This window comes from Streptococcus minor DSM 17118 (assembly GCF_000377005.1).
In the GTDB taxonomy this organism is placed as follows: Bacteria; Bacillota; Bacilli; order Lactobacillales; family Streptococcaceae; genus Streptococcus; species Streptococcus minor.
On record NZ_AQYB01000031.1, the window covers coordinates 112,342 to 134,016 of the forward strand.

The window sequence follows — 21,675 nt, forward strand, 5'->3', positions numbered from 1 at the left end:
TGTTGACTGCAATCCTGATTTTTGTGGAATTTATAAGCTAGACTCTCTGAGAGTCAACTCGGTTCCTAATTTTATCATTCGCGGATGCAGGCGTGTTGGTTTTTTGAGCATCTGGTCCATCAAATCAACAGCCTGAATACCCATTTCTTCTGTAAAGACAGTGATACTAGAGAGGCTTGGATAGACTTGCTTGGTGATAGAAGTGTCATTAAAGGTAATCAGTTGAACACGTTCAGGGACTGCAATCTGAGCTTCTTGCAGAGCGCGTAAAGCCCCAACTGCTAAGGCATCGCTAGCTACAAAGAAAGCATGGGGCAGTTGATGGCCAAGATCGGCAATTGCAGATTTCATCAATTGATAACCTGACTGACTGGTAAAAGCTCCGATGTAGACATTGTTAGCCTGATAGATATTGAGGTCGGTCATGTATTGCTTAAAGGTCCGAAAGCGAGGGTCAATGAGGGGTGTTTGATGGTCGGCAGTTTCTTCCTCGCCAACAATCAGACCAATATCTGAAATCCCTTTTTCAAGAAAATGATCGATGACCCGAATGACGGAACGACTAAAATCGGTTGTGATGCAGGAAAAGCCATCGTTGAGGGTGTCGCTATCCACAAAAATTAATCTTGGCTGAATGCTAGCTAATTTTTTTATCTGTGCAGGGCTAAACTTCCCAATAGCGATGATACCATCTGTCTCATCCAACATAGGATGATCCAAATCATTGAAAGAACGGACCAAGTTATAGCCCAATTCCATAGCCCGCTGCTCAATGCTGATACGGATAGAATAGTAGTAAAGATCATCCATTTCCTCACTTTCACTGTACCATTGGACGATGGCAAGCGTCGCCTGAGCTTCAGGTATCTGGACTTTTTTCAAGTGCTTAGTATAATCTAGTTTTTGAGCAGTCTCAAAAATAGCTTGCCTAGTCTCCTCACTAACGGCTAAGCTCTTGTCTCCCTTGAGAACACGCGAAACCGTTGCTTGCGATACGGACACAATCTGAGCAATATCTTTTATGGTGGCCATTTGGGTTCTCCTTGTTCAATCTAACTATCTTAATTATATCATACCATAAATTTAGTAAATTTTTAGTAAAAACATTGACAAAAAATAAAAAAATGATTAAAATAAAAGAAAAAACGCTTACAAAGGAGTTTTTGAGATGAACACAACAGAATTGATTCAAGCTTTCGCAAGCATTTTTGGTCAGGAACCAGATGCTACTTTCTTTTCACCAGGTCGTATCAACTTGATTGGTGAGCATACGGACTACAATGGCGGACATGTTTTTCCTGCAGCCATTACCCTAGGAACATACGGGGCTGCCCGTAAACGGAATGACCAAACATTACGTTTTTATTCTGGAAACTTTGAGGACTTGGGAATCATCGAAGTAGCACTATCTGATTTGGTTTTCAAAAAAGAAGACAACTGGACCAACTATCCAAAAGGTGTTCTCAAATTCTTGCAGGAAGCGGGTCACGCCATTGATTTTGGTATGGATGTTTATGTCTTTGGGAATATTCCAAATGGTTCAGGCTTGTCTTCGTCGGCTTCTTTGGAGCTCTTGATTGGTATCATGGCAGAAGAGTTGTTTGACCTCAAGTTGGAACGTTTGGACTTGGTAAAAATCGGCAAGCTGACTGAAAATGAATTTATCGGAGTCAATTCTGGTATCATGGATCAATTTGCCATCGGAATGGGAGCTGATCAAAAGGCCATCTATCTAGATACAAATACCTTAGAATATGACTTAGTGCCACTTGATTTAGGAGATAATGTCGTGGTGATTATGAACACCAACAAACGCAGAGAGCTTGCAGATTCCAAATACAATGAGCGCCGGGCAGAGTGTGAAAAAGCAGTTGAAGAACTACAGGTAGCCCTAGATATCCAAACTTTAGGAGAACTTGATGAGGCAACATTTGATGAATATGCTTATTTGATTAAAGATGCCAATCGCCTCAAACGGGCACGTCATGCTGTATCTGAAAATCAACGAACTTTAAGAGCCAAGGAAGCCTTGGTGGCTGGAGATTTGGATAAGTTTGGTCGCTTGGTGAATGCCTCTCATGTATCTTTAGAGCATGACTATGAAGTGACCGGAATTGAGCTAGATACTTTAGCCCATACAGCTTGGGAACAAGAGGGAGTGCTTGGTGCTCGCATGACAGGAGCAGGATTTGGTGGCTGTGGTATTGCTATCGTGAACAAGGACAAGGTTGAAAACTTTACTGAAAATGTAGGTCGCCTCTATACAGAGACAATCGGTTATGCACCAGCCTTTTATATAGCAGAAATTGCTGGTGGTAGTCGCGTTCTCTCCCGCAAGTAAGATTGGAAACGATCATATGTTAGAAACGTTACTTACAAGCTTTGTTAGTCGGGTCATTGCCGATACTGGGTATGAGGAAATGGATCGTACCTATCTCTCCAATCGGGTTATGGCTCTCGTGGGTGAAGAAGGATTGGATGCAGAAACATCAGCTACTAACCTGATTGATTTGAAGGATGAATTGGTTGCTTTGGCTGTGAAAAATGGTTTTTGTGGTGAGCTTTTGGAGGAACAGGACATCATTGGAGCTCAGCTGATGGATTTAATCACTCCAGCTCCTAGTCAGGTCAACAAGGCTTTTTGGAAAACTTACACAGTTGATCCCAAACAGGCCATTGCTGATTTTTACCATCTTAGCCAGGCAAACGACTATATCAAAAACAAGGCTATCGCGAAGAATATCTATTACCAAACTCCTACAGAATATGGTGATTTAGAAATTACCATCAATTTGTCCAAGCCAGAAAAAGACCCAAAAGCCATTGCTGCCGCTAAGTTGGCTAAATCTTCTAGTTATCCCAAGTGTCAACTCTGTATGGAAAATGAAGGCTATCAGGGTCGGATTAACCATCCAGCTCGTGCCAACCATCGCGTCATTCGCTACGAGATGGAGGACCAAGCTTGGGGTTTCCAGTATTCGCCCTATGCCTATTTCAACGAACATTGTATTTTCTTCTATGGTCAGCATGAGCCTATGAAGGTTAGTCGATTGACCTTCGAGCGGCTCCTCAACATCGTAGACCTTTTTCCCGGTTACTTTGCGGGTTCTAATGCAGATTTGCCTATCGTCGGGGGCTCTATTTTGACCCATGAGCACTATCAGGGTGGTCGTCATACCTTTGCTATGGAAAAGGCTCCTATAGAGCGGAGTTTCACTGTTTCAGGATTTGAGGACATACAGGCTGGTCTACTCAAATGGCCTATGTCTGTCATCCGTATTTCTGGTCCTGACAAATCACGTCTGGTTGATTTGGCTGATAAGATTTTGCTCGATTGGCAGGAATACTCGGATGCAGAAGTGGGGATTTTGGCTTCTTCTAACGGGGAGCTGCATCACACCATTACGCCCATTGCTCGCAAAAAAGATGACCTCTTTGAATTAGATTTGGTGCTTAGAGACAACCAAACTTCAGAAGAGTTTCCAGATGGTATCTACCATCCTCATCCAGATGTCCAACATATTAAGAAGGAAAATATTGGTTTGATTGAAGTCATGGGGCTAGCCATCTTACCACCCCGCTTAAAAGATGAACTCCAGCTTGTAGAAGATTTTCTTCTAGGAAAGGTAGAAAAGGTAGCGGATTACCATCAAGAATGGGCCAATCAACTCAAGATTGATTATAGCATTTCCCCAGACAATGTCAGTCAAGTCGTACAAGAGGCTGTCGGCAAGGTCTTTAGTCGAGTATTAGAAGATGCGGGAGTGTATAAACGTACTCCTCAAGGACAAGCTGCATTTTTACAATTTGTTGAAAGTTTGGGATAAAAAAAGAAAAATGGTCGGTACAAGCTGACCATTTTTTGATATAATATGAACGCTGAAAATTTTATTTATATTTGTAAGAAAATGGAAGATGAAATGAATCAAACAAAAAAGGGAACTTTACTAACCTTGATTGCCGGATTTTCGTGGGGGATTTCAGGGATTTCTGGTCAATATTTACTAGCAAACGGCATGCATGTCAACCTGCTGACCAGCTTACGCTTGCTGATTGCCGGAATTTTTTTGACTGTTTTAGCCTATTATCGGGATAAGCAGACCTTGAAAATCTTACTGACCTCAAAGCAAAATGTCATAGTCATTCTAAGCTTTGCCATCTTTGGACTTGTGCTCAATCAATATGCCTACCTGAGCGCCATCCAATATACTAATGCTGGAACGGCTACAGTATTGCAGTATGCGACTCCTGTTTTGGTCTTGGTTTATACTTGTTTACGGGAAAAGATGTTACCTAGTTGGACAGAACTTGTGGCGATTGTCTTAGCTATTGGAGGTGTTTTCCTTATGGCCACTCATGGCAATCTTAGTGAGTTAGCCATCACGCCAGCTGGACTTTTCTGGGGGATTGTATCTGCCTTTACCTATGCAGTCTATCTCTTACTTCCGACTAAGTTGATACAAACTCATGGCAGTTTGCATGTAATCAGTTTGAGTATGTTATTGGGTGGTCTAGTATTTCCAATCTTTAGTCAGAGTTGGCGATATACCTTTGAGATAACAGGACTCAATCTCTTAGCTCTCTTTGGCATCGTAGGTGTCGGCACCATCTTTGCTTACACAGTTTTTCTCCAAGGTGTCAGCCTCATCGGTGCTATTAAAGGCAGTTTGATTGCCTCTATTGAGCCGGTTGCCAGCGTTTTATTAACCGTTCTGGTCATGGGAACTCAGTTTTATCTAACAGACTTTATCGGTATGGTCTTGATTATCGCAGGAGTTCTTCTTATTTCCTTAAGAGATCTGGTCGCAAGCCAGAAGGCTCATTTGGGAGAGAAATAATGATTTGTGTACCTAAAAATGATTAGGTACACTTTTTACAGCCTCTATAATGATAAAAACTACTTTATATCATATCGTCAAAAAATCGTTAAACTTTAACGTAAAAAGTGTTGACATTATATATATAATGGTTATTGAAGAAACGGAGGTAAGGAAATGAAAACTTTAGGTAAGTCGCTTGCAAATAAAATTGCAACAATCATCATCTTGGCAGTCTTATTTGGTGGAGTTGTTTGGTATTTTAAAGGTCGAGTTGGAGGTGGAACCACTTCCGCAGAGTATAGTTTTGTAATTAAACGCTTCTCCAAGAAACATCAACTATTAATTGCAGATGCTGATGTGGCCACAATGTCTAAAAAACAATTTGATGATAATTTGACCAAAGATTGGCCTGAATGGACGAAGTGGCTTGCTGATCTCATTGTTAGCCGAAAAGTGGTTATGGAAATTCCTGTTAAGACAGAATTTAAGCTAGAGTTGGAAGGGCTTGATAAGGATGACATCCTTATTGAAAATCATGTTTTAACCTTCAAAAAACCTCTGACAGTTTATGTTGATTCACAAAAAAATGGTGAAACAACCATTAAAAGCTCATCCAGTGGCCTTCTTGATAAGGGTGTCGATCTGATAACTGGAAGTAAAAAAGCAATGGAATTTCTAGAGGAAAAAAGCCAAGATGCTATTTATGCAACTAGTGAAGATGTAATGAATAATAAGGAGCGACGAGAAAAAGTAGCCAAATATGCAGAAGAAGCACTTGAAAACCTTCTAAACCTAAGTTCTGAACAAAATATTGATGTGAAAATCGATGTAAAGAATTTAACCTTTAAAAATATTGATTAATGCCAATACCCTCTTAAGCTTTCTTTAAGTTAGGTTGTATATACTAGTAACATTCTTTTTCATATTATTTCCAGGGAGCACTCATCACAAATGGATGAGTGCTTTTTTTGTTAGTGTTGATCATTGGTGGAGAAATATTTCTGAAAGAGGCAACGTGAATGATAGAATTTTTGGATTATATTTTGCAATAAACAAATAAAGATATGTAAAAATTTAAAAATAAAACCTAATTTATAATAGAAGTTGTCACTTTTTTAAAAAAATAAAATGATGCTTAAAACCTTGTTAAATCAACATTTTTAAATAATTTTTGAAAAAAATAAATATTTTCGAGTCAAAACTCTTGCTTTTTGAAAATGAAAAATATATAATGACAACATAAAGTTAAATAACGTGTTGTCACTTTTCGAAAAGTAACATATAAACAAGTCATTTACTTTATAGTTGAAATCGATTTTCAAAAAATAATATCATAAAGGAGATATATCATGGGATTTATCTGGTCATTAATCGTCGGAGGCCTTATTGGTCTTATTGCAGGAGCTATCACTAAAAAAGGTGGCTCAATGGGTTGGATTGCGAACATCATCGCAGGTTTAGTTGGTTCTTCAGTAGGTCAAGGCCTATTTGGTTCTTGGGGTCCTAGCTTAGCAGGCATGGCACTGATTCCATCTATCTTGGGTGCTGTTATCGTTGTAGCAGTTGTTTCCTTCTTCGTTGGGAAAAAATAAACCCTAGAAAGGGAATCAATGTCTAAATTTTCAAAGATACTTTATAGTATGTTGGGAATTCTCTTGGTAGCTCTCCTTGGCCTAACGGCCTTGGAGTTTGCCAAAGAGGTTATGCTCCCAAACAATATTGCTCAGCACTTACCACAGTTTACACGTGATGGTTTTTGGGGAGAGCTTCGTTCGAATTACATTTTTTGGTCTGCCCTTCTTTTTGCTGCTCTCATTCTATTGCTTCTTATTGGAATTGTTTTCTACCCACGCACCTATACAGAAGTGGAATTGGATGATACTAAAACAGGAGAACTTTTACTGCAAAAATCTGCTATTGAAGGCTACGTGAAAACACTAGTTCAAGAAAGTGGTTATATGAAATCACCTAGTGTTAAAGCTAGTTTGTATCGCAAAAAATTTAAGGTAAAAGTGACTGGTAAAATTGTACCTCGAGTAGCTGTTGTAGAAAAAACAAAACAGTTGCATCATGACATCCAACAAGGTCTCAATGCTTTTTTTGGTATTTCGAAAAAGGTTGATTTTACAGTTGATATCAAGCATCTGGAAGAGAAGAAACACACGACGTCTAGTCGTGTAGAGTAGGAGGATTGTATGCGTATAATTGAAACATATAAATATCCTATTTTAGGCGGGCTTTTTGGATTAGCTTTAGCCCTTTTGCTTCTCACGTTTGGTGTTTTAAAAACACTATTGCTCCTTATTTTTGTAGTTTTAGGAGTAGTGGCAGGCTGGTATTTACAAAAAACAGGTTTACTTGATTCGTTTTTGAATCATAAATAATTAATTTTAGAAATTAGAAATATAATAAAGAGGAAAAAATATGACTGAAATGAAAAAAACGCCATCTATTAAGGGTGAATTGAAATATACAGACAAGGTTATTGAAAAAATCGTCGGTATGGCTCTTGAATCAGTTGATGGTCTTCTAGCAGTTAGTGGTGGTTTCTTTTCAGATTTGAAAGAAAAGTTGATCAATACAGATACAACACGCGATGGTGTCAATGTTGAAGTTGGTACTAAGCAAGTAGCAGTGGATTTGGATATTGTGGCAGAGTACCAAAAACATGTTCCAACCATCTATCAATCCATCAAATCCGTTATTGAAACTGAAATTAAGCGAATGACAGATTTGGAAGTAGTAGAAGTCAATGTCAATGTCGTAGACATTAAAACACGTGCTCAGCATGAAGCAGACACAGTAAGTCTTCAAGACCGCGTGAGTGATGTGACTAGTTCTGCGGTAGATTTTACATCGAACCAAGCAGACAAAGCAGCTAAAGGCATTAGCAACTTGACAGAAACTAAAGAACCACGTGTTATCTAAAGAAAGCAGGGGAATAAACATGTCAAAAGAAAAATTGAATGCTAAAATGGAAGAACTTGGTGGAGCTGCAAAGGAAGCAGTTGGAAAAGTAACTGGTAACAAAGAAGTTGAAACAGAAGGCAAAGTTGATCAAATCAAAGGTAAGGTGAAAGCCGTAGCTGAAGATGCTAAAGATGCTGTTGCTGGCGCAATCAAAGGCCTTCGCAACTAGTTTAAGTTACAGATGATATAAAAAGAAAATAGAGGAAAAAAATGACAGAACATTACACAGTAAATCATGATACAAAAGATTTAAATGGAACCATCACTTATGCTGATAAAGTTATTGAGAAAATTATCGGCACAGCTTTGCAATCTGTTGATGGTCTCCTCGCAGTTAGTGGCGGTTTCTTTTCAGACTTTAAAAATAAAGTTGTTAATAGTGACAATGTTGCTGAGGGTGTCAACGTAGAAGTTGGTACAAAACAAGTTGCAACAGACTTAAAAATTGTGGTAGAATATGGTAAGGATATTCCTGCTATTGTTGATTCTATCAAAGCTGTTATCAGCAGTGAAGTAGAAGCAATGACCCATCTTGAGGTTGTTGAGGTCAATGTTGAAGTAGTAGACATTAAGACAAAAGAAGAATTTGAAGCTGACTCTGTTACCCTTCAAGATCGTGTCACAGAAGCTGGTCAAGCAACTGGTGAATTTGTCTCAAATCAAGCTTCAAAAGTTGGTGAAGCTATCTCCAACACCACCGAAAAGGTAAAAGAGCAAGTAGAGTCTTCGAGAGTGGAATAATAGTAACCAAAATGATGTAAATAAAGTCAAAGGGCTTTTAAGTCCTTTGACTTTGTCTACTTGAAATGGGAGGACAAAATTATGCCCAATCGAAAAATAATCAAGGCATCGAAATACCAACAGATTGCAGTTGGAGTAGCTCAAAGGATTGCAAGTGGTGACTATGAAGTAGGCGAGCGAATAAAGTCTCGTTCTACCTTATCTAGTATGTTTGGGGTATCACCAGAAACGACCCGTAAGGCTTTAAACATTTTAGCGGATATGCATATTGTGTCTGTTAAGCATGGTAGTGGTGCCATTATCTTGTCGAAAGAAAAGGCCATTGATTTTCTTGAAAACTTCGAAATGACCAATTCCTTGGATACGCAGAAAGATCGAATTTTGCAGAAAATCAGTGACCAAGAAAAAGAATTGCGGGAGCTAAAAGGCTTGGTGACGGTTTATTTGGACCAAACCAAGCGGGTACAAAAAAAATACCCATTGGAGCCCTATGCTTTAAAGTTGACAGCGGACTCTGAGTTACTAGGAAAGACTTTGGCAGAAGCCAAGGTATGGCATCATACTGGTGCTGTCATTGTGGGGATTGAGCGAGATGAACATTTGCTAATTTCTCCTAGTCCGTATCAGACCTTTGAAGCAAATGATTTGATTTATTTTGTTGGCGAAGAAGCCAGCTATACTCGTATGAAGAATTTGTTGGATTTACACTAATACAGCCTGACGCTAAGCCACTAATGGTTTAGCGTCTTTGTGGCTATTTGCCGTAAAGTGTGATAAAATGAGAAGATTACATTGGACTTGGAGAAAACTGTGGCTATAGAACAATACATGCCGGATTTTGCGGTAGAAAGAGCTTATGATGTGACCCTTGCTTCTCTACAAAAAGAGAAGATTAAGGCTGTTTTTGTTGATTTGGACAACACTCTGATTGCTTGGAATCATCCAGATGGTACTCCGGAGATGCGTCAGTGGTTACATGAACTACAAGATGCCGGTATCCGAGTTGTGGTTGTATCCAATAATAGTCATGAACGGGTCAAGCGAGCAGTAGAAAAGTTCGGTGTTGACTATGAATCTCGCTCCATGAAGCCTTTTACGCTGGGTATTGATCGAGCGATGAAGCGTCTTGGTATCAACAAAAACGAAGTCATCATGATTGGAGACCAGCTCATGACCGATATCCGTGCAGCTCACAGAGCGGGTATTCGTTCGGTCTTGGTCAAGCCCATGGTGCAGTCAGATGCATGGGAAACTCAGTTTAATCGCTGGAGAGAGCGCCGTATGCTGAAAAAAATTGAGGCCAAATACGGTCCAATAAATTATCAAAAGGAAATATAATGGAAGAATTATTTTGTATTGGCTGTGGAGCAGCCATCCAAACGACGGATAAGAAGAAGCCTGGTTTTACCCCACTATCCGCTCTAGAAAAAGGCTTGGAGATGGGCCAGGTATACTGCCAGCGCTGTTTTAGACTCCGCCACTACAATGAAATTTCAGATGTCAATATTTCAGATGACGACTTTATCAAACTTCTTCATGAAGTTGGGGATAGTGATGCTTTAGTTGTCAATGTTATTGATATTTTTGATTTTAATGGCTCAGTCATCCCAGGTCTTTCTCGTTTTGTCTTAGGGAATGATGTGCTACTGGTTGGTAATAAAAAGGATATTTTGCCTAAATCTGTTAAGGATGGCAAAGTCACACAGTGGCTGATGGAGCGTGCTCATGAAGTAGGGCTGAGACCAGTTGATGTGGTGTTGACCTCCGCTCAGAATAAGCTGACTATCAAGAATTTGATGGAAAAGATCGAGAGTCACCGCAAAGGACGCGATGTCTATGTTGTCGGCGTGACCAATGTGGGTAAATCAACCCTTATCAACGCCATTATCCAAGAGATTACAGGGGACAAGGATATCATCACGACCTCTCGCTTTCCAGGTACGACTTTGGACAAGATTGAAATTCCTCTAGATGATGGTTCTTATCTGTTTGATACACCTGGAATTATCCACCGCCACCAGATGGCTCATTATTTAACAGCAAAAGACCTCAAGTATATCAGCCCTAAAAAAGAAATCAAACCCAAAACCTATCAGCTCAATCCAGAGCAAACTCTCTTTTTAGCTGGCTTGGGACGTTTTGACTTTATAGAGGGAGAACGCCAAGGTTTTACTGCTTTTTTTGAAAACACTTTGGAATTGCATCGTACGAAGTTAGCTGGTGCAAATACTTTTTACCAGAAACATGTAGGCAGTCTCTTGGTACCACCGAGTAGTAAGGAAAAGATAGATTTTCCAGAGCTAATCCGCCATGAATTTATGATTAAGGAAAAGACGGATGTAGTCTTTTCAGGTCTAGGATGGATTCGAGTCAATGAAAAGGCCAAAATCGCCGCCTGGGCTCCAAAGGGAGTAGCCGTTGTCCTGCGTAAAGCCATCATCTAGCCAGTTTTTAGAAAGGGAGAGCTCATGAAAAAAATGTTTGGTGCTCTTTGCTTTATTGCTATTCTGGTGCTCACCTATTTCTTTTGGCCAGGAGCGGCACCTAGCCTTCCCCAAGCCAATGAGGTCTTAGAAATCCAACTGGTTCAGGACCAAGAAGAGGTCAAGATAGACCAGACTGATGCTATAAAAAAACTAGTGACAGAACTTGGGAAATCCAATAAAATCCGACAAGAAAGCATTCATGATACTCCTACAATTTCCCCACATGTGCAGATTACTTTTGTCATGACTGATGGAAAAGCCATAGCTTATGCTTATAAGGGAAAGTACGGTGTTACTTATCTCGAGCAGCCCTACGTTGGCATTTATCAGCTACAGAAAGCCCCACAGTTGATTCAACATTTACTAGCAGATTAGCTCTGCTATTTTACAAAAAGAAAGGAAAAATGATGTCCTTAACATCTAAACAACGTGCCTTTTTGAATAGCCAGGCTCATTCTCTGAAGCCTATTATTCAAATTGGGAAAAATGGTCTAAACGACCAAATCAAAACCAGTGTTCGTCAGGCCTTGGATGCGCGTGAGCTGATCAAGGTCACCCTTTTACAAAATACGGACGAAAATATTCACGAAGTTGCAGAGATTTTAGAAGAAGAAATTGGTGTGGATACTGTTCAAAAAATTGGACGTATTCTCATCCTTTATAAGGTTTCTAGCAAGAAAGAAAATCGCGAACTCTCTGCCAAAGTCAAAGAGGTGAAATAAAGAATAAAGGGCCTTTCTACTGAATGGCCTTTTCTATTTTTGTCAGTCGAATCTTTCTCTTTCCTCTTATTTATGCTATAATGGAGGATAAGATTATACGAGGAGATGCCAATGGCCATAGAACTCTTAACCCCTTTTACCAAGGTGGAACTAGAACCCATAGAAGAAAAAACAGACCGCAAGCAGGTGGGGATTTTAGGTGGAAATTTTAATCCTGTTCACAATGCTCACCTAGTCGTGGCCGATCAGGTTCGCCAACAACTCAACTTGGATGAAGTATTGTTGATGCCGGAATTTTTACCCCCCCATGTAGATAAGAAGGAAACGATTGATGAATTTCACCGTCTCAATATGCTCAAGATGGCCATTGCAGGTGTGGAAGGCTTAGGCATCGAGACCATTGAATTGGAGCGTCGGGGTGTCAGTTATACCTATGACACGATGAAATTGTTGATTGAGCAGCACCCTGATACGGATTACTTCTTTATCATCGGAGCTGACATGGTAGACTATTTACCAAAATGGTACAAGATTGAGGAACTGGTTCAGATGGTTCAGTTTGTTGGGGTGCAACGTCCTCGTTACAAGGCTGGAACGTCTTATCCAGTGATTTGGGTAGATGTACCACTCATGGATATCTCTTCTAGCATGGTGCGGGACTTTATCAAGCAGGGACGCACGCCAAACTTTCTGCTGCCTCACGAGGTCTTGGACTACATTGAAGAAAAAGGACTCTATCTATGAACTACCATGACTACTTAGATTTTTCACGTGAGGAGCTTTTGGATAAAGTGGCTGCTGCCATGTCCAAAAAACGCTTTGACCATGTTTTGGGAGTGGAACAAGCAGCTCTTGACTTGGCGGAACGCTATGGTTGCGATATTACCAAGGCCAGCCTAGCGGCTCTTCTCCACGACTATGCTAAAGAAGTAGCAGATAAGGACTTTCTAGATATTATTGACCAGAAACAGTTAGACCCAGCTTTGAAAAAATGGGGCAATAATATCTGGCACGGAGTAGTGGGCGCCCACCTGATTTCTGCTGCATTCGGGCTTGTGGATCAAGAAATTTTGCAGGCTATCCAGCGCCATACTGTAGGGAGTGCAGAGATGACTCTCTTAGACAAGGTGCTCTACGTGGCTGATTATATCGAGCCTGGTCGGGATTTCCCGGGTGTAGCAGAAGCAAGAAGGATAGCCATGGAGTCGCTGGATCAGGCTGTAGCCTTAGAAACAGCCCAAACCATTGCCCACCTGGCCAAGAAGGGCATTCCCATTCATCCCCAAACCCTGGAAACCTATAATAGCTATGTTCAATTTTTGAAGGAGAACAAATGAAAACAGCCCTTTTAGCCATTGATATGCAAAACCTCCTCGTGGAGGAACAACCTTTTGCCATCGAGGAGCGCTTAGCCCTCTGGCAAGATAGCATCACTAAAGCTCGTCAAGCAGGGATAGAGATTGTCTATGTCCGTCAAAATGACGAGGAATTTGCCCCAGGCAGTCCTGGCTGGGAAATTCATCCAGCAGTGGCTCCTTTGGCTGACGAGAAGATTGTTGATAAGCGGTACAGTTCTGCCTTCAAGGGTACGGACTTGAAAGCCTATCTTGATGAGCAAGGGATTGAGCGCTTGGTGGTGATGGGCATGTCTACCAATTTCTGTATTGATACGACCATCAAGGTGGCCTTTGAATTGGGCTATACCGTGGCGGTCATCAAAGATGGAACCACCACCCCTTACACGGCAGACCTTCCAGCAAAAGACTTGATTGATCAGTATGAGACCATCTGGTCCTGGAGTTTTGCCCAGGTGGATACACTAGAAAATATTTTATGAGGAACAAATGAAAGAACTTGAATTAGTAGAATTAGTTGTAAAAGCTGCAGATGATAAGAGGGCAGAAGATATTATTGTTTTGGATTTGCATGGCTTGACGAGCCTGACAGACTACTTTGTCATTTTGAGTGCTGGTAATATCCGACAGTTGGATGCGATTGCTGAAAGTATTCGTGAAAAAGTAGCGGAAGCAGGTCAACGTGTTGCTCATATTGAAGGGGATGCAAATAGTGGTTGGATTTTGATTGATCTAGGTGATGTCATTGTCCATGCTTTTTCAGAAGAAGAGAGAACTCACTACAACCTTGAAAAACTCTGGCACGAAGCAAGTTTTGTAGATGTCTCCGCTTATTTAGCTTAACCAACAGTCGTAAGACTGTTTTTTAATAGAAACAAAAGGAGATGATATGGCATCTTATGAAACTTTTGCGAGGGTCTATGATAGTATTATGGATGATACTCTTTATGATCTATGGACGGATTTTTCGCTCCGCCATTTACCCAAAAAGAAACATGCCAAACTTTTGGAGCTGGCTTGTGGAACGGGTATCCAGTCTATCCGTTTTAAACAGGCTGGCTTTGATGTGACTGGGCTTGACTTAAGTCAGGATATGCTGGAATTGGCTGAAAAACGAGCTCAAGCAGCGCAGCTAGCCATTCCCTTTGTGCAAGGAAACATGCTCGATTTATCATCGGTCGGAAAATTTGATTATGTGACCTGCTACTCGGATTCGATTTGCTATATGCAGGATGAGGTCGAAGTGGGTGATGTTTTCAAACAGGTTTATGATCATCTCAATGAAGATGGTATTTTCATCTTTGATGTCCATTCAACTTATCAAATTGATGAGGTCTTTCCTGGTTATTCTTATCATGAAAATGCAGAGGATTTTGCCATGGTTTGGGATAGTTATGCAGATGAAGCGCCTCATTCTGTGGTTCATGAATTGACCTTTTTTATCCAAGAAGAGGATGGTCGTTTTACTCGCTTTGATGAAATCCATGAGGAGAGGACCTATGATATCTTAACCTACGATATTCTCCTAGAACAAGCTGGTTTCAAGTCTTTCAAAGTTTATGCTGATTTTGAGGATAAGGAGCCAGATGAGAAAAGCAAGCGTTGGTTCTTTATCTGTCAGAAATAAGCCAAGCTGCATATTGCAGCTTGGCTTATTTCTTGTTTGTATATTTTTCTTGGATAGCTTGGATTTCTTGTAGATGGCTATCAACTTCTTGTTGGTACACGCGGAATTTGTAATTCAAGTCCTGAGTCATTTCTTTCAAGGGTTGACTGTAGTTTTTGATGATGTCTGCCTGTTTCTGGATCTTGGCATAACTGGCAGAAACATCATCCCAGAGACCAGAGGTTTCTTGGATTTCTTCTGCAATCTTGTCCTTATTGCTGACAAGCCAGTAGGAAATAGCAGCAGCAGTACCGGTTAACAAAAGGTTTCCTAGTTTCATATCATTCTCCTAAAAAGACTTCTTGGGCTAGTTGAGCCAGAGCAGCAAAATCAGGTTCCTTGGTTTCAAAGGTCAGCTTTAAACCATCTGCGTCATCAAAGCGTGGTAGTAGATGAACATGGGTATGGAAGACAGTTTGACCAGCGGCTTCTTCGTTGTTGTTGATGATATTGATGCCTTTGGCTTGCAGTTTCTTCTGTAAGTTTTGAGCGATTTTGGGCACGCGGGCAAAAAGAGTACTAGCAGCCTCGCTATCCATTTCAAGCATGTTGCGGTAATGCTTTTTTGGGATAACAAGAGTGTGTCCCTTGGTGACTTGGGTAATATCCAAAAAGGCCAAGACTTCCTCATCTTCGTACACTGTTGATGAAGGGATTTGACCGGCTACGATTTGACAAAAAATACAATCTGACATAAAGCGCACCTCATAGGGGAAAATTTGTTATAATTATTATATCAATAATAATGGAGAATTGCATGTTAGAAGTCAAAAAAATCAGCGGAGGTTATGCCAATATTCCTGTTCTAAAGGATGTCTCTTTTCAAGTAGGAGATGGGGAGTTGGTTGGCTTGATTGGGCTGAATGGAGCTGGAAAATCTACCACCATTAAGGAAATCATTGGGCTATTGACGCCCTATCAGGGAGAAATTTTCATTGATGGTGAGACTCCAAGAGGCCAATCAGAAGCCTACCGTAAAAAAATCGGCTTTATCCCTGAAACACCTAGTCTTTATGAAGAATTGACCCTTAAAGAACATTTGGAAGTAGTAGCTTTGGCCTATGATTTGGAGTGGGAACTTGCTTTTGGAGAAGCGGAAAAACTACTTAAAATCTTTCGTCTGGAGGAAAAGTTGGACTGGTTTCCGGTTCATTTTTCCAAGGGTATGAAGCAAAAGGTTATGATTGTCTGTGCGTTGATGGTCAATCCTAGCCTGTTGATTGTGGATGAACCCTTCTTGGGTCTGGATCCTGTGGCTATCAAGGATTTGATTGATTTGATAAACCAGCAGAGAAGTAAGGGAACCTCGATCTTAATGTCTACCCATGTTTTAGATTCGGCAGAGAAGATGTGCGATCGTTTTGTTATCTTACACCATGGACAAGTTTTGGCGGATGGTACGATAGAGCAATTGCGCAAGGAATTTGGTCAGGAAAGGGCTAGTCTCAATGATATCTATTTGACCTTGACACAGCAAGAGGTGGACTAGATGAAGAGGATTTTTCAAGAACGTAGGCAGGCTTTCTTGGCACATTGTGTTAAGTATAGTCGCTATGTCCTAAATGACCATTTTGTCTTAGTTTTACTAGTGCTATTGGGTTTTCTCTCTCTCCAATACCGTCAGTTATTAGATGATTTTCCAGTTCAAGTTTGGCCTGTCTATATATTGCTTTTGGCAGTGACGGCTTTTCTCTTTTTTGCAGGCACAACGGCAACCTATCTGGAGGAGGCGGATAAGTACTTTTTCCTCACCAAAGAAAGACAAGTAGTAGAGGCTGTTGCAGCAGCTAGTCAGCGCCAGTTGATTATCTGGGGGTTGGTTCAGGTTTTGGGACAGTTACTTTTCTTTCCTTTGTATCTCAAATTGGGCTTACCACTCTGGGGATTTCTTCTTTATATGTTGGTGTTGACAGTTGGGAAATCTGTCCTTATCCGAAGTAAGTTGGCTAGCTACCAAAAAGACGGAATTTTTCAGTGGGACTTGGCTGTTAATAGGGAGAAAAAACGCCAACAGACCATTTTGCAGTTTTTTGCCCTCTTTACTAGGGTCAAAGGGATAACAACCAGTGTCAAAAGACGTCCCTACTTGGATGTTTTCTTGAAACTAGTGGTGAAACAGCCTAGGAAAACTTGGCAATATCTTTATCTACGAGCTTTTTTGCGATCGGGTGATTTTCTTGGTTTGACCATTCGCTTGTTCATGCTTTCTATCGTAGCTCTTCTCACTATCCAAGTGTCCTGGTTGGCGGCTGGTTTGGTACTATTACTTGATTATTTACTTCTGTTTCAGCTCCTCAGCCTCTACCATGTGTATGATTATCAATATTTGACACGTCTTTATCCAATCGGTCTTGAGCAGAAAATTCGGAGTTTTTCTGTCCTCTTGCGGGGTATTTTGTACGGAGTTTTAAGTCTTCAAATCCTTTTAGCTTCCTTTGTTTTGATGGATAAGAGATATCTGGTTATTCTATTGGTTGGTGGCTTCCTTTTGAACCATATTTACTTGGCTATAAAAGTGAAGAAATTGATTGACTAAATCTGATAAAACTAGTAAAATAGTAGGGAATTTTTGTAAGGAGGAATGGCATGCAGTTTGATTCAAATGGCCTGCAGCTACAGTCTATTGCAGGAAATAGTGGCAAAGCATATAAAGGTCTTCGGTCAGACGGAACGCCTGTTTTTGTGAAGTATGAAGCGCCTCCTATTATCCCAGCTTTAGCAAGAGAGCAGCTTACCCCGCCAGTTTTAGCGACGAATCGTGAGGTGGGTGTTGGACAGAGAGTGGAGCAGGAGTGGCTGGATGGTCGGACCCTGACACGCTCAGATATGGGAAAAAAGCAAGTTCGTCAGATTTTGGTGCGATTGCATTTCTCCAAGCGCCTGCTCAATCAGGCTTTGCAACTCAATTATACCTATCAAGAACCAAGAACCTTGGTCGAAAAGTGGAAGGAAGATGCGCCTAATCGTTTGCGTCAAAATACCTATCTACAATCGGTTTGTAGTGATTTACTAGCCCATTTACCAAGTTTCCATCAGGAAGTAGCGACCTTTATTCACGGTGATTTGCATCACAAGAACTGGGTGGAGACCAACAGTGGTCTGGTCTATTTGACCGATTGGGAAACAGCTTGTATCACGGATCGGATGATGGATGTGGCTTACTTGTTGACTCACTACATCCCGCGTTCTGCTTGGGAAGAGTGGCTTAAGGAATACGGCTATAAGTACAATCGTACTGTCTTATCCAAGGTCTATTGGTATGGTCAATTGGGCTATTTAAACCAGATTACCAAACATGTAGAAAGTTATGACATGGAAGCGGCCAATAAGGAAATCTATGCCCTGCGCCTCTTCCGTCAGCAATTTAATAAGGACCTATGAGAGTTAGAAACCGTAAAGGAGCTAGTGAGCTTCTCCAGAACAATCCCCAGTATGTTATCCTAGACCCAGAAGCCAGCAAAGGCAAATGGTCTGAGATTTTTGGTAATGACCATCCTATCCACATCGAAGTGGGTTCTGGAAAGGGTAATTTCGTGACGGGAATGGCGGCCCAAAATCCATATATCAACTACATTGGAATTGATATTCAATTATCTGTATTGAGCTACGCTCTAGACAAGGTTCTAGCTAGCGGACTGCCCAATATTAAGCTTTTGCGCGTAGATGGCTCTAACCTGACCAACTATTTTGCAGATGCAGAAGTTGATAGGCTTTATCTAAATTTTTCCGATCCTTGGCCTAAGAAACGCCATGAAAAGCGGCGTTTAACCTATAAAACTTTCCTGGATACCTTCAAGCAAATCTTGCCAGAAGGAGGCGAAATTCATTTTAAAACGGATAATCGTGGCCTCTTTGAATACAGCCTAGCTAGCTTTTCACAGTATGGCATGACCCTCCAGCAGGTCTGGTTGGATTTGCATGCCAGCGACTTTGAAGGCAATGTCATGACAGAGTATGAACAAAAGTTTTCAGGTCTAGGACAGGTGATTTACCGAGTGGAAGCCAAATTTAATCAATAAAACGACCTTGCTGGAGCAGGGTCTTTTTTTGATGGAAATGTGATATAATAAATCCTAGTAAATAATATATATGAGGTACACTATGAAAACTGTTGCACACTATATAGAACATTTCATTCCAGAACATTATGAACTTTTTTTGGATATTAGTCGGAAAGAGAAAACTTTTTCCGGTAGAGTCGCTATCGCTGGTCTAGCTAAGAAAGCTCACATTTCTCTACACCAAAAGAATTTGACGATTACTAGTGTAAAAGTTGCTGGTCAAGATATGGACTTTCAAGTGGATGATGAAAACGAAGCTATCCACATCAGCCTCCAGCAGACTGGGGATGTAGTTCTTGAACTAGTGTATACTGGTAAAATTACAGATAATATGACGGGCATGTATCCCTCTTACTATACTTTTGAAGGGGAGAAGAAGGAATTGATTTCTACACAATTTGAAAGTCACTTTGCTCGTGAGGTGTTTCCATCTGTGGATGAGCCAGAAGCCAAGGCGACTTTTGACCTCAGTTTGAAATTCGACCAAGAGGACGGAGATATTGCCTTGTCCAATATGCCAGAAATCAAAGTGGATGAGCGTAAAAAAACAGGTGTCTGGACTTTTGATACCACCCCTCGTATGTCCTCTTATCTCTTGGCTTTTGCCCTTGGTGCCCTTCATGGCAAGACTGCGAGAACTAAAAATGGAACGATAGTTGGCTCCTATGCTAGTCAGGCTCAAAAATTGACTAGTTTAGATTTTTCACTCGATATCGCTGTTCGAGTCATTGAATTTTACGAAGATTATTTTCAAGTCAACTATCCCATTCCTCAGTGTCTTCATATCGCGCTGCCAGATTTTTCAGCTGGTGCTATGGAAAACTGGGGGCTCATCACCTATCGGGAAATCTTTTTGTTAGTTGATGAAAATTCCAGTGTGGTCAGTCGCCAACGGGTAGCTTTAATTATCGCTCACGAAGTAGCCCATCAGTGGTTTGGTAATCTTGTGACCATGAAATGGTGGGATGATCTATGGCTCAATGAATCATTTGCCAATATGATGGAATATGTAGCCATTGATGCTATTGAGCCATCTTGGAATATTTTTGAAGATTTCCAAACTTCAGGCGTTCCTAGTGCTTTGCGCCGTGATGCGACAGATGGTGTACAGTCTGTTCATGTAGAGGTCAAGCACCCTGATGAAATCAACACACTATTTGATCCAGCCATTGTTTATGCCAAGGGTAGTCGCCTCATGCACATGCTACGTCGCTGGTTAGGGGATGTGGCCTTTTCAAGGGGCCTCAAGGCTTATTTTGATAAGCATCAGTACGGTAATACAATCGGGCGAGACCTTTGGGATGCCTTGTCAGCAACATCTGGTAAAGATGTAGCAGATTTTATGGATGCTTGGTTGGAGCAACCGGGTTATCCACGAGTGACAGCCAGAGTAGAAGAGGATAAACTCATTCTTAGTCAAAAACAATTCTTTATTGGAGAACATGAGAATAAGGAGCGCCTCTGGCCAATCCCACTTAATTCCAACTGGACAGGTCTGCCTGAAACCTTGACTCAAGAAAGTTTGATTATCGAGAACTTTTCTCAGTTAGCAACTGTCAATCAGGATAAGGGGGCCTTCCGTCTCAATACAGGCAACACCGCTCACTATATCACTGATTATCAGGGTCAACTTTTGGAAGAGATTTTGACAGACTTCTATGGGTTGGATATAGAGTCTAAGTTGCAGGTCCTAGAAGAGCGCCGTCTGTTGGCAGAAAGTGGTCACATTTCTTTTGCAGACTTAGTGCCTCTTTTGGGTCAAGTCAAGAAGGAAACTTCTTATTTGGTGGCATCGGCAACCGCTCAGTTGATTTCCAGTATTGAGCGCTTTGTGGACGAAGATAGCCCTACTGAGGATAAATTGAAGCAAATTGTTCGTTCTGTCTTTCAGACCAATTTTGATCGACTTGGTTTTGAGAAAGTAGCTGGAGAAGCCGATGAGGATGAGATGGTCCGTCAGGTAACCATTAGTCACATGCTCTGGGCAGATGACGCCAAGGCTATCGTAAAAGCTAGAGAAATCTATGCTCAGTATGCTGATAAGATTGAAGACCTCCCAGCTTCTATCAGGGTTTTTATCCTAGTAAATGAGATGAGACAAGCAGGTTGTTTAGAATTGGTAGAGTCTTATTTGACAGCCTATACAGCAACCAATGACAGCAATTTCCAAGCTGATTTGGCTCAAGGTCTGTCTTTTCTTAAAATGGACGAGGGTCTCAAGAAAGTTTTATCTGTTTTAAAGGACAAGGATGTAGTCAAACCTCAGGATTTATCAGCTTGGTATGCCACTTTCTTGCGTCGTTCCTTTGCTCAAGAAGCAATGTGGAATTGGGCTCGAGAAGACTGGGATTGGATTAAGCAGGCTTTAGGAGGAGATATGAGTTTTGATTCCTTTGTCAATATTCCGGCACAGATATTCAAAACTCAGCAACGGTTGGATGAATACAAGGCTTTCTTTGAGCCACAGTTGACTGATATGGCACTTAGTCGTAATATCTCTATTGGAATCAAGAGTATTGCTGCCCGTCTAGAATTGATCCAAAAGGATAAGAAATCGGTTGAAAAAGCAATTATGGACTATTAAAATGGCGAAAAAGCCCATTCTATCAGGTATATTGCTTTACAGGATTCTGTAAATATGCTATAATAATGAAAAATAGTTGGAAAGGGGTTTGGCTTTATGCCAGCCCCTTCCGTATTGCTTTGTTTTTAAGATACCCTATAGGTTAGGTCATAGGATAGACATTGACTGTTATGTAAGGCTTGGTATCTTAGTTAAAATGAACACGGCTACAACACTTTGCAAAAAGATAAAGCTTTCCTTGATGCTACAGCCTCTTCGTCGGCTTTCCTG

28 protein-coding genes are annotated in these 21,675 nt (G+C 41.0%); 25 read left to right on the forward strand and 3 right to left on the reverse strand.

Translation table 11 applies throughout. The features are described from left to right. Positions 1-30 precede the first annotated feature (30 nt). Positions 31-1,032, reverse strand: coding sequence for a LacI family DNA-binding transcriptional regulator (locus F602_RS0104750; RefSeq protein WP_018166819.1), 1,002 nt, complete (start codon positions 1,030-1,032; stop codon positions 31-33). 136 nt (positions 1,033-1,168) lie between these two features. On the opposite strand from F602_RS0104750, the gene F602_RS0104755 reads away from it, so the two are divergent. The 20 genes from F602_RS0104755 to F602_RS0104850 all read left to right on the forward strand — a co-directional run bounded on the left by F602_RS0104755 (position 1,169) and on the right by F602_RS0104850 (position 14,721). Then, the gene (locus tag F602_RS0104755) at positions 1,169-2,341 is read left to right on the forward strand and encodes a galactokinase (protein ID WP_018166820.1); all 1,173 of its coding nucleotides are present in this window, start codon (positions 1,169-1,171) and stop codon (positions 2,339-2,341) included. Positions 2,342-2,357: 16 nt separating this feature from the next. Continuing rightward, on the forward strand, positions 2,358-3,827 hold the full coding sequence (gene galT / locus F602_RS0104760; protein ID WP_018166821.1) for a UDP-glucose--hexose-1-phosphate uridylyltransferase: 1,470 nt from the start codon (positions 2,358-2,360) through the stop codon (positions 3,825-3,827). A gap of 93 nt (positions 3,828-3,920) precedes the next feature. Then, on the forward strand, positions 3,921-4,838 hold the full coding sequence (locus F602_RS0104765; protein WP_018166822.1) for a DMT family transporter: 918 nt from the start codon (positions 3,921-3,923) through the stop codon (positions 4,836-4,838). A 156-nt stretch (positions 4,839-4,994) separates the two neighbouring features. Beyond that, positions 4,995-5,681 (forward strand): hypothetical protein, encoded by a 687-nt coding sequence (locus F602_RS0104770; RefSeq protein WP_018166823.1) that lies wholly within the window; start codon positions 4,995-4,997, stop codon positions 5,679-5,681. A 488-nt stretch (positions 5,682-6,169) separates the two neighbouring features. Beyond that, the gene (locus F602_RS0104775; RefSeq protein WP_018166824.1) at positions 6,170-6,412 is read left to right on the forward strand and encodes a GlsB/YeaQ/YmgE family stress response membrane protein; all 243 of its coding nucleotides are present in this window, start codon (positions 6,170-6,172) and stop codon (positions 6,410-6,412) included. Between the two features lie 18 nt (positions 6,413-6,430). Then, the gene (amaP, locus tag F602_RS0104780) at positions 6,431-7,006 is read left to right on the forward strand and encodes an alkaline shock response membrane anchor protein AmaP (RefSeq protein WP_018166825.1); all 576 of its coding nucleotides are present in this window, start codon (positions 6,431-6,433) and stop codon (positions 7,004-7,006) included. A 9-nt stretch (positions 7,007-7,015) separates the two neighbouring features. After that, complete coding sequence (locus F602_RS0104785; protein ID WP_018166826.1) at positions 7,016-7,204, forward strand: DUF2273 domain-containing protein; 189 nt, start codon at positions 7,016-7,018, stop codon at positions 7,202-7,204. A gap of 40 nt (positions 7,205-7,244) precedes the next feature. After that, complete coding sequence (locus tag F602_RS0104790) at positions 7,245-7,748, forward strand: Asp23/Gls24 family envelope stress response protein (protein WP_018166827.1); 504 nt, start codon at positions 7,245-7,247, stop codon at positions 7,746-7,748. Between the two features lie 19 nt (positions 7,749-7,767). Beyond that, complete coding sequence (locus tag F602_RS0104795) at positions 7,768-7,959, forward strand: CsbD family protein (RefSeq protein WP_018166828.1); 192 nt, start codon at positions 7,768-7,770, stop codon at positions 7,957-7,959. Positions 7,960-8,000: 41 nt separating this feature from the next. After that, positions 8,001-8,531 carry an Asp23/Gls24 family envelope stress response protein gene (locus F602_RS0104800; protein WP_018166829.1) on the forward strand — a complete coding sequence of 177 codons (531 nt, stop codon included), beginning with the start codon at positions 8,001-8,003 and terminating at the stop codon, positions 8,529-8,531. Positions 8,532-8,609: 78 nt separating this feature from the next. Further along, a complete protein-coding gene (locus F602_RS0104805) occupies positions 8,610-9,242 on the forward strand; it encodes a GntR family transcriptional regulator (RefSeq protein ID WP_026183308.1) in 633 nt (210 codons plus the stop codon). Positions 9,243-9,341: 99 nt separating this feature from the next. Next, positions 9,342-9,869 carry a YqeG family HAD IIIA-type phosphatase gene (locus F602_RS0104810; protein WP_026183309.1) on the forward strand — a complete coding sequence of 176 codons (528 nt, stop codon included), beginning with the start codon at positions 9,342-9,344 and terminating at the stop codon, positions 9,867-9,869. Then, complete coding sequence (gene yqeH / locus F602_RS0104815) at positions 9,869-10,975, forward strand: ribosome biogenesis GTPase YqeH (protein ID WP_018166832.1); 1,107 nt, start codon at positions 9,869-9,871, stop codon at positions 10,973-10,975. The genes F602_RS0104810 and yqeH overlap by 1 nt, the downstream gene beginning before the upstream one ends. A gap of 24 nt (positions 10,976-10,999) precedes the next feature. After that, positions 11,000-11,392 (forward strand): DUF5301 domain-containing protein, encoded by a 393-nt coding sequence (locus F602_RS0104820; RefSeq protein ID WP_018166833.1) that lies wholly within the window; start codon positions 11,000-11,002, stop codon positions 11,390-11,392. Between the two features lie 32 nt (positions 11,393-11,424). Then, positions 11,425-11,739, forward strand: a complete 315-nt coding sequence (gene yhbY, locus F602_RS0104825; RefSeq protein WP_018166834.1) for a ribosome assembly RNA-binding protein YhbY — start codon at positions 11,425-11,427, stop codon at positions 11,737-11,739. A gap of 111 nt (positions 11,740-11,850) precedes the next feature. Then, the gene (locus F602_RS0104830) at positions 11,851-12,483 is read left to right on the forward strand and encodes a nicotinate-nucleotide adenylyltransferase (protein ID WP_018166835.1); all 633 of its coding nucleotides are present in this window, start codon (positions 11,851-11,853) and stop codon (positions 12,481-12,483) included. Further along, complete coding sequence (gene yqeK / locus F602_RS0104835; RefSeq protein WP_018166836.1) at positions 12,480-13,076, forward strand: bis(5'-nucleosyl)-tetraphosphatase (symmetrical) YqeK; 597 nt, start codon at positions 12,480-12,482, stop codon at positions 13,074-13,076. The genes F602_RS0104830 and yqeK overlap by 4 nt, the downstream gene beginning before the upstream one ends. Beyond that, a complete protein-coding gene (locus F602_RS0104840) occupies positions 13,073-13,576 on the forward strand; it encodes a cysteine hydrolase family protein (RefSeq protein WP_018166837.1) in 504 nt (167 codons plus the stop codon). The genes yqeK and F602_RS0104840 overlap by 4 nt, the downstream gene beginning before the upstream one ends. Before the next feature lie 7 nt (positions 13,577-13,583). After that, on the forward strand, positions 13,584-13,937 hold the full coding sequence (gene rsfS / locus F602_RS0104845) for a ribosome silencing factor (protein WP_018166838.1): 354 nt from the start codon (positions 13,584-13,586) through the stop codon (positions 13,935-13,937). Between the two features lie 46 nt (positions 13,938-13,983). Continuing rightward, a complete protein-coding gene (locus F602_RS0104850) occupies positions 13,984-14,721 on the forward strand; it encodes a class I SAM-dependent DNA methyltransferase (protein WP_018166839.1) in 738 nt (245 codons plus the stop codon). Between the two features lie 25 nt (positions 14,722-14,746). On the opposite strand, the gene F602_RS0104855 is transcribed toward F602_RS0104850, so the two are convergent. Beyond that, on the reverse strand, positions 14,747-15,040 hold the full coding sequence (locus F602_RS0104855; RefSeq protein WP_018166840.1) for a hypothetical protein: 294 nt from the start codon (positions 15,038-15,040) through the stop codon (positions 14,747-14,749). A gap of 1 nt (position 15,041) precedes the next feature. Further along, on the reverse strand, positions 15,042-15,455 hold the full coding sequence (locus F602_RS0104860; RefSeq protein ID WP_018166841.1) for an HIT family protein: 414 nt from the start codon (positions 15,453-15,455) through the stop codon (positions 15,042-15,044). A 62-nt stretch (positions 15,456-15,517) separates the two neighbouring features. Here F602_RS0104860 and F602_RS0104865 point away from each other — a divergent pair, with 62 nt between their 5' ends. The 5 genes from F602_RS0104865 to F602_RS0104885 all read left to right on the forward strand — a co-directional run bounded on the left by F602_RS0104865 (position 15,518) and on the right by F602_RS0104885 (position 21,405). Beyond that, positions 15,518-16,249 carry an ABC transporter ATP-binding protein gene (locus tag F602_RS0104865; protein WP_018166842.1) on the forward strand — a complete coding sequence of 244 codons (732 nt, stop codon included), beginning with the start codon at positions 15,518-15,520 and terminating at the stop codon, positions 16,247-16,249. Continuing rightward, on the forward strand, positions 16,250-17,296 hold the full coding sequence (locus F602_RS0104870; RefSeq protein WP_018166843.1) for an ABC transporter permease: 1,047 nt from the start codon (positions 16,250-16,252) through the stop codon (positions 17,294-17,296). It begins immediately after the preceding gene. 50 nt (positions 17,297-17,346) lie between these two features. Continuing rightward, complete coding sequence (ccrZ, locus tag F602_RS0104875; protein ID WP_018166844.1) at positions 17,347-18,141, forward strand: cell cycle regulator CcrZ; 795 nt, start codon at positions 17,347-17,349, stop codon at positions 18,139-18,141. After that, a complete protein-coding gene (gene trmB, locus F602_RS0104880; RefSeq protein WP_018166845.1) occupies positions 18,138-18,779 on the forward strand; it encodes a tRNA (guanosine(46)-N7)-methyltransferase TrmB in 642 nt (213 codons plus the stop codon). The genes ccrZ and trmB overlap by 4 nt, the downstream gene beginning before the upstream one ends. Before the next feature lie 82 nt (positions 18,780-18,861). After that, complete coding sequence (locus F602_RS0104885; protein WP_018166846.1) at positions 18,862-21,405, forward strand: M1 family metallopeptidase; 2,544 nt, start codon at positions 18,862-18,864, stop codon at positions 21,403-21,405. The last annotated feature ends 270 nt before the right edge of the window (positions 21,406-21,675 follow it).

What these genes read in the sequence shown, in the direction of transcription:
- F602_RS0104750 (WP_018166819.1), bottom strand. Translation starts at nt 1,032, where the DNA reads ATGGCCACCATAAAAGATATTGCTCAGATTGTGTCCGTATCGCAAGCA.
- F602_RS0104755 (WP_018166820.1), top strand. Translation starts at nt 1,169, where the DNA reads ATGAACACAACAGAATTGATTCAAGCTTTCGCAAGCATTTTTGGTCAG.
- galT (WP_018166821.1), top strand. Translation starts at nt 2,358, where the DNA reads ATGTTAGAAACGTTACTTACAAGCTTTGTTAGTCGGGTCATTGCCGAT.
- F602_RS0104765 (WP_018166822.1), top strand. Translation starts at nt 3,921, where the DNA reads ATGAATCAAACAAAAAAGGGAACTTTACTAACCTTGATTGCCGGATTT.
- F602_RS0104770 (WP_018166823.1), top strand. Translation starts at nt 4,995, where the DNA reads ATGAAAACTTTAGGTAAGTCGCTTGCAAATAAAATTGCAACAATCATC.
- F602_RS0104775 (WP_018166824.1), top strand. Translation starts at nt 6,170, where the DNA reads ATGGGATTTATCTGGTCATTAATCGTCGGAGGCCTTATTGGTCTTATT.
- amaP (WP_018166825.1), top strand. Translation starts at nt 6,431, where the DNA reads ATGTCTAAATTTTCAAAGATACTTTATAGTATGTTGGGAATTCTCTTG.
- F602_RS0104785 (WP_018166826.1), top strand. Translation starts at nt 7,016, where the DNA reads ATGCGTATAATTGAAACATATAAATATCCTATTTTAGGCGGGCTTTTT.
- F602_RS0104790 (WP_018166827.1), top strand. Translation starts at nt 7,245, where the DNA reads ATGACTGAAATGAAAAAAACGCCATCTATTAAGGGTGAATTGAAATAT.
- F602_RS0104795 (WP_018166828.1), top strand. Translation starts at nt 7,768, where the DNA reads ATGTCAAAAGAAAAATTGAATGCTAAAATGGAAGAACTTGGTGGAGCT.
- F602_RS0104800 (WP_018166829.1), top strand. Translation starts at nt 8,001, where the DNA reads ATGACAGAACATTACACAGTAAATCATGATACAAAAGATTTAAATGGA.
- yqeH (WP_018166832.1), top strand. Translation starts at nt 9,869, where the DNA reads ATGGAAGAATTATTTTGTATTGGCTGTGGAGCAGCCATCCAAACGACG.
- F602_RS0104820 (WP_018166833.1), top strand. Translation starts at nt 11,000, where the DNA reads ATGAAAAAAATGTTTGGTGCTCTTTGCTTTATTGCTATTCTGGTGCTC.
- yhbY (WP_018166834.1), top strand. Translation starts at nt 11,425, where the DNA reads ATGTCCTTAACATCTAAACAACGTGCCTTTTTGAATAGCCAGGCTCAT.
- F602_RS0104830 (WP_018166835.1), top strand. Translation starts at nt 11,851, where the DNA reads ATGGCCATAGAACTCTTAACCCCTTTTACCAAGGTGGAACTAGAACCC.
- yqeK (WP_018166836.1), top strand. Translation starts at nt 12,480, where the DNA reads ATGAACTACCATGACTACTTAGATTTTTCACGTGAGGAGCTTTTGGAT.
- F602_RS0104840 (WP_018166837.1), top strand. Translation starts at nt 13,073, where the DNA reads ATGAAAACAGCCCTTTTAGCCATTGATATGCAAAACCTCCTCGTGGAG.
- rsfS (WP_018166838.1), top strand. Translation starts at nt 13,584, where the DNA reads ATGAAAGAACTTGAATTAGTAGAATTAGTTGTAAAAGCTGCAGATGAT.
- F602_RS0104850 (WP_018166839.1), top strand. Translation starts at nt 13,984, where the DNA reads ATGGCATCTTATGAAACTTTTGCGAGGGTCTATGATAGTATTATGGAT.
- F602_RS0104855 (WP_018166840.1), bottom strand. Translation starts at nt 15,040, where the DNA reads ATGAAACTAGGAAACCTTTTGTTAACCGGTACTGCTGCTGCTATTTCC.
- F602_RS0104860 (WP_018166841.1), bottom strand. Translation starts at nt 15,455, where the DNA reads ATGTCAGATTGTATTTTTTGTCAAATCGTAGCCGGTCAAATCCCTTCA.
- F602_RS0104865 (WP_018166842.1), top strand. Translation starts at nt 15,518, where the DNA reads ATGTTAGAAGTCAAAAAAATCAGCGGAGGTTATGCCAATATTCCTGTT.
- F602_RS0104870 (WP_018166843.1), top strand. Translation starts at nt 16,250, where the DNA reads ATGAAGAGGATTTTTCAAGAACGTAGGCAGGCTTTCTTGGCACATTGT.
- ccrZ (WP_018166844.1), top strand. Translation starts at nt 17,347, where the DNA reads ATGCAGTTTGATTCAAATGGCCTGCAGCTACAGTCTATTGCAGGAAAT.
- trmB (WP_018166845.1), top strand. Translation starts at nt 18,138, where the DNA reads ATGAGAGTTAGAAACCGTAAAGGAGCTAGTGAGCTTCTCCAGAACAAT.
- F602_RS0104885 (WP_018166846.1), top strand. Translation starts at nt 18,862, where the DNA reads ATGAAAACTGTTGCACACTATATAGAACATTTCATTCCAGAACATTAT.